This window comes from Protofrankia sp. Cas3, from assembly GCF_963555955.1.
Classification (GTDB): Bacteria; Actinomycetota; Actinomycetes; order Frankiales; family Frankiaceae; genus Protofrankia.
Genome location: NZ_CAUVXP010000266.1, coordinates 1 through 4370, shown reverse-complemented (window position 1 = coordinate 4370; position 4370 = coordinate 1). Strand labels below are relative to the sequence as shown.

At 70.9% G+C, this 4370-nt stretch carries 4 protein-coding genes; all 4 read right to left on the bottom strand.

Annotation, left to right across the window (positions count from 1 at the left end; all coding sequences use genetic code 11):
• Window positions 1-478, bottom strand: a 478-nt coding sequence (locus U9983_RS26795) for a serine/threonine-protein kinase (RefSeq protein ID WP_322756675.1), incomplete at its 3' end; no start/stop codon positions are given.
• Complete coding sequence (locus U9983_RS26790; RefSeq protein WP_322756674.1) at window positions 475-2820, bottom strand: DUF3488 and transglutaminase-like domain-containing protein; 2346 nt, start codon at window positions 2818-2820, stop codon at window positions 475-477. The genes U9983_RS26790 and U9983_RS26795, both read right to left, overlap by 4 nt.
• Window positions 2817-3029: a hypothetical protein gene (locus U9983_RS26785; protein WP_322756673.1), complete on the bottom strand. Its 213-nt coding sequence runs from the start codon at window positions 3027-3029 to the stop codon at window positions 2817-2819. Before U9983_RS26785 ends, U9983_RS26790 begins: the two co-directional genes overlap by 4 nt.
• A 64-nt stretch (window positions 3030-3093) precedes the next feature.
• On the bottom strand, window positions 3094-4092 hold the full coding sequence (locus U9983_RS26780; RefSeq protein WP_322756676.1) for a MoxR family ATPase: 999 nt from the start codon (window positions 4090-4092) through the stop codon (window positions 3094-3096).
• Window positions 4093-4370 lie beyond the last annotated feature (278 nt).

Sequence of the window (4370 nt, the reverse complement as noted above, 5' to 3'; positions counted from 1 at the left end):
CCAGCCCGTACGCGCCCGAGATGCTGGCGATGCCGAAATCGCTGAGTATCGGCTGGCCGGTGTCGGTGAGAAGAATATTACCGGGCTTGACATCCCCGTGGAAGATGTTCTCCGTATGTGCGAAATTCAGGGCGTCGGCAATATTCGCACCGATAAGAAGGGTGTCGGAGACCGGCAGGGGCCCACCTGAATGTATCCGATCCGCGATTGATCCTGCGGGCAGGTACTGCATCGCAATGAATGGAAGCAGGCTCTTGGTGGATCCCGCCCGGAAGATCGTTATTATATTCGGATGGCCCGTGAGGCGGCCCGCCGCCAGACATTCCCGCGCGAACTGCTCTGCCGCGACGGAATCCTGGAGCTCGGTTTTTAAGATCTTGACGGCGACGGTGCGGCCGAGATTTGCTTCGAAAGCCGAGTAGACGGTACTGAAACCACCTTCCGCAATTTTCCGGAAAGTCAGGTAGCCGGGGATCACCGGAGTTCTCTCCTCCCGGTGATCACGCTTGGCGTCAGGCCACGCACGATCCGTCGACGAAGGGGTACGCACCGGCGCACCTGGGCTCGGATCTGTTCCTCATCCCCCCAGGCCCGGCCCGCGTCGGTAGGGCCGATGCTGTCCGCCGCGTAGAGCGCCTTCGTCACCAAGGTCGCGAGCGACTCCAGCGAGGCCCGGCCGACGGGTCCGAGGAAGACGGGCGCGAGCCGGGCCGTCTCGGCCGGGGTCGACGCCACCGGGACGGGAAGACCCGCGCGGGCCAGCGCGTCACGCGTGCTCTGCCAGGCGCCGACCACCTGTTCGCGGTGGGTGCGCGCCGCCCGCCGGCGCCACCGGCGGGCCCGTGGTGCCCACGCGGCGAAGGCCAGATAGCTGACCACGGCGACAACCGCGAGGCCCGCGAACCCCGACGCCGCATACACCCAGGGCGCCCGGGTGGGAGAGGTCGGTGCGTCGCCGGCGGCAAGCGGCGCAGGGAACGCCGGTATGGCCGAGGCGGCTTCGAAGGCCTGCGCCCGCTCGCTGGACTCCCCCGGGATAGGCGACGAGATGGTCTTGTCATCGTCCTCGACCGGCGCCGGGGTCGGGTAGAAGGGGACCCAGCCCACCCCCGCAAACTTGATCTCCGCCCACACGAGCACGTCGTCGCCCCGCACGACCACGCTCTGCGATCCAGCAGGCAGGGCGAACCCGACCACAACCCGGCTCGGCAGGTCCAGGACCCGAGCGGCTACCGCGAACGCGGTGGCGAACTGTTCGGTCGTGCCGATCCTGCTCTTGTCGAGAAAGTACTCGAGATGGTGGTAGGTGTGGCCGGGCGGCGCCTTCCGGCTGTACGCGTAGCTGCTGCGCAGATACTTCTCCAACTCGTAGGCCCGTTGGAACGGGGTATGGGCCTCCCTCGACGCGGCCACCGCCAGCCGAAGCACCGCGTCGGGCAGTCCCGGGGGCCTGCGACTAGCCACCTCGGTGTCGGCCCCGGTGGCCGGCCGTGACGAGGCGAGTACCCGCGCGTCCGGGGTGGCGGGCGGCGTGGACACCACCGTGTAACGGCGGCCGGAGGACGGCGTCCGGGTGTCGAGCAGCGTGCCGCTGTCGACGTCCACGGCCAGCCCGGCGCCGTCGATCTCCACCGGACGGTCTACGGCTGGCAGCAGTGGGCCCTCCAGCCGATCGATCACCACATCCTGTCGGATCTGGCGGGCGGAATCCTGCTCCTCGGCGTCCGGCCCTCCCGCGATCGGTGGCACCCGGCGGCCAGCCGGGAGGAACTGGGCGGACGACGCCCAGGAGCCCCCGTCGAACCGGTCGAAGACGGCCAGCCGGATGTTCGTCGCGGTGTTCGTCGCGGTGTTCGCCGCCGCGTCGGCGCCGCCCGTCCCAGACAGCCGCACGGTGAACAGCGACCTGTCCGGGTCGCCGAGCCACGCCGAGACCTGGTCCAACGGACTGATGGCCGGCACGGAGTGCTGGGCGATCACGCGGTGCGCACGGACGTCGTACGGCTCGCCGCCAGCCGCCGACGTCATCGCCGGGCCGGCGAACAGCGCAGCGACGGTGATGACGACGAGCAGCGGCAGCCCGAGCGCGGTCGGCCCCGGCGAGAACCGCTGCCGCGGCGCGACGGAGGACCGCGCCTGGTCCTCGGCCAGCGCTGGTGGCCGGGCCTCCGCCCGACGGCACAGGACGAGCAGGCCGGTGGCGGCGAGCAGCCCGGTCGCCAGCGGCAGGTTCGAGCCCGCCCCCGGGACGGTCATCGTCACCCCGATCGCGAAGACCACGATCGGCCCGACGGCCGGGAGCAGCGCCGCCCGTGTCCGAGTCACCAGCTCCGCCCCGATGCCGGCCGCGAGCCAGGTCAGTGCCTGGGGCACGACCAGCAGGTCCGGCGAGCCGGGCGCGGGCAGTATCACCTCGAGCAGCCGCGCCCAGCCGTGAAGCAGGCCGTCGCCGATCGCGGGCAGTACGCCGGATGCCTCCGGCGAACCGTGCCGGAACAGCGTCAGCCCCACCACGCCCAGCCACGCCGCGACCCACACAGGCACGGACAGCACCAGCGGCGCGGGACGGCGGGCCGCGGTCGCGACCACCACGATGACGACGGGCCCGAGCGTGGCCAGCGTGACGGGCCCGGTGAGCGCCTCCCAGCCGAACGCCCGATGGAACGACGCCCCCGCCAACCAGGCCGCCGCGACGAGAGCGGCGAGACCACCCGCCCGGGGCAGCGCCCGGCTCGCCAGCCCGATCATCGGGTCCGACCTGCGGAGTTCGCCGGCCAGGCCGACACCAGGGCCGCGGCGTCGGCGACGTCCAGGACTCACAGCCGCCCGCTCCCGGTGACGGTGGGCTGCGGCGTGGATCCGACCTCGTCACCGGTGCCGCCCACCCGGATCATGATCGCCTGCTCGAATCCGTCGACGGCCGTCACGGTCACCGCCGCCGTCTCGCCGCGGCGGACCCGGCCGGGGACCACCTCGATCTGTGCGGCCAGTTGCGGCCTGCGGGCGCCTGCGACGATCGCCAGTACCACGGTGGCGCCGGCAACCCCCAGCCGGTCGGGGTCACGACGAGCAATGCCTCCCGTCCCCTGCCACTCATGCGCCGGCGCCCGCCAACGCCTGGGGGACGGGGACGGCGGCAAGCACCTCGCGGATCGCATCCGACCCGCCGTAGCCGCGCAACTCCGAGTCCGCGGTGGGGATCAGCCGGTGGGCGAGCACAGGCACGGCCAGCGCCTTGACGTCGTCCGGGGTGACGAACCTCCGGCCGGCCGCGGCCGCCCTGACCTGCGCCGCACGCAGCAGGGCGATGCTGCCGCGGGGGCTGGCGCCGAGGCGCAGCCGCGCGAGTGATCGGGTGGCCGCCACCACGTCGACCACATACTCGTGCAGGGTGTCCGAGACATGGATCTGCGTGGTGGTGGCGATCAGGCTCGCCATCTCGGCGGTGGACAGCACCGGGCTGAGGTCCTCCACGCGTAGGCCGGACTGCCGGGTACGCAGGATCGCCACCTCGGCGGCGCGGTCCGGATAGCCCATCCCGATCCGCATCAGGAAGCGGTCCAACTGTGCCTCCGGCAGGGCGTAGGTACCGTCCATGTCGACCGGGTTCTGGGTGGCGACCACGAAGAAGGGCCACGGAACCGGATGGGGCTCGCCGTCGACGGTGACCCGCCCCTCCTCCATGACCTCCAGCAGCGCGGACTGCGTCTTGGGAGATGCCCGGTTCACTTCGTCGGCCACCACCACGTGTGCGAACACCGGCCCCGGGTGGAACGTGAACTCGTTGCTTCCCTGACGGTAGACGGTCACCCCGGTCACGTCGGAGGGCAGCAGATCCGGAGTGAACTGAATCCGGTGGCAGGACGCGTCCAGCGAGGCCGCGATGCACCGGGCCAATGAGGTCTTCCCCAGGCCCGGGACGTCCTCGATGAGCAGGTGCCCGCCAGCGAACAGGCAGGTCAACGCCAGCGACACCACCTCAGTCTTGCCCCGGAGTACCAGCTCGACGTTGTCGACGAGGGACTGGAAGGCCGCCGCGAAGTCAACTGGCGCGGCCTCCCCAGCCGGTATCCGTGAATAGCCGGTCGGCATTTCTGACTCGCCGGTCGGCATTGTTGACACCCTGTTCTCCTGTCAGAAGTCGTCGATATATGTGAGGTATCCGGAATCGCTGCACCGGCCACAGGTGGGGACGCCGGGGACCGGCTCGTACTGCCCGCCGCGGCTCACCGCGGTCGCGGGCAGAAAACCCCGGCTTTCAGCACAGTGGCACCTTGGTGTCGATGGGGACGGTATTGGGCGGGCCGGACGACGAGCCGTCATTGTAGAAGTTGTCGGCCGGCGCGTACCGGCCGGCGGCTGCCCCGGAC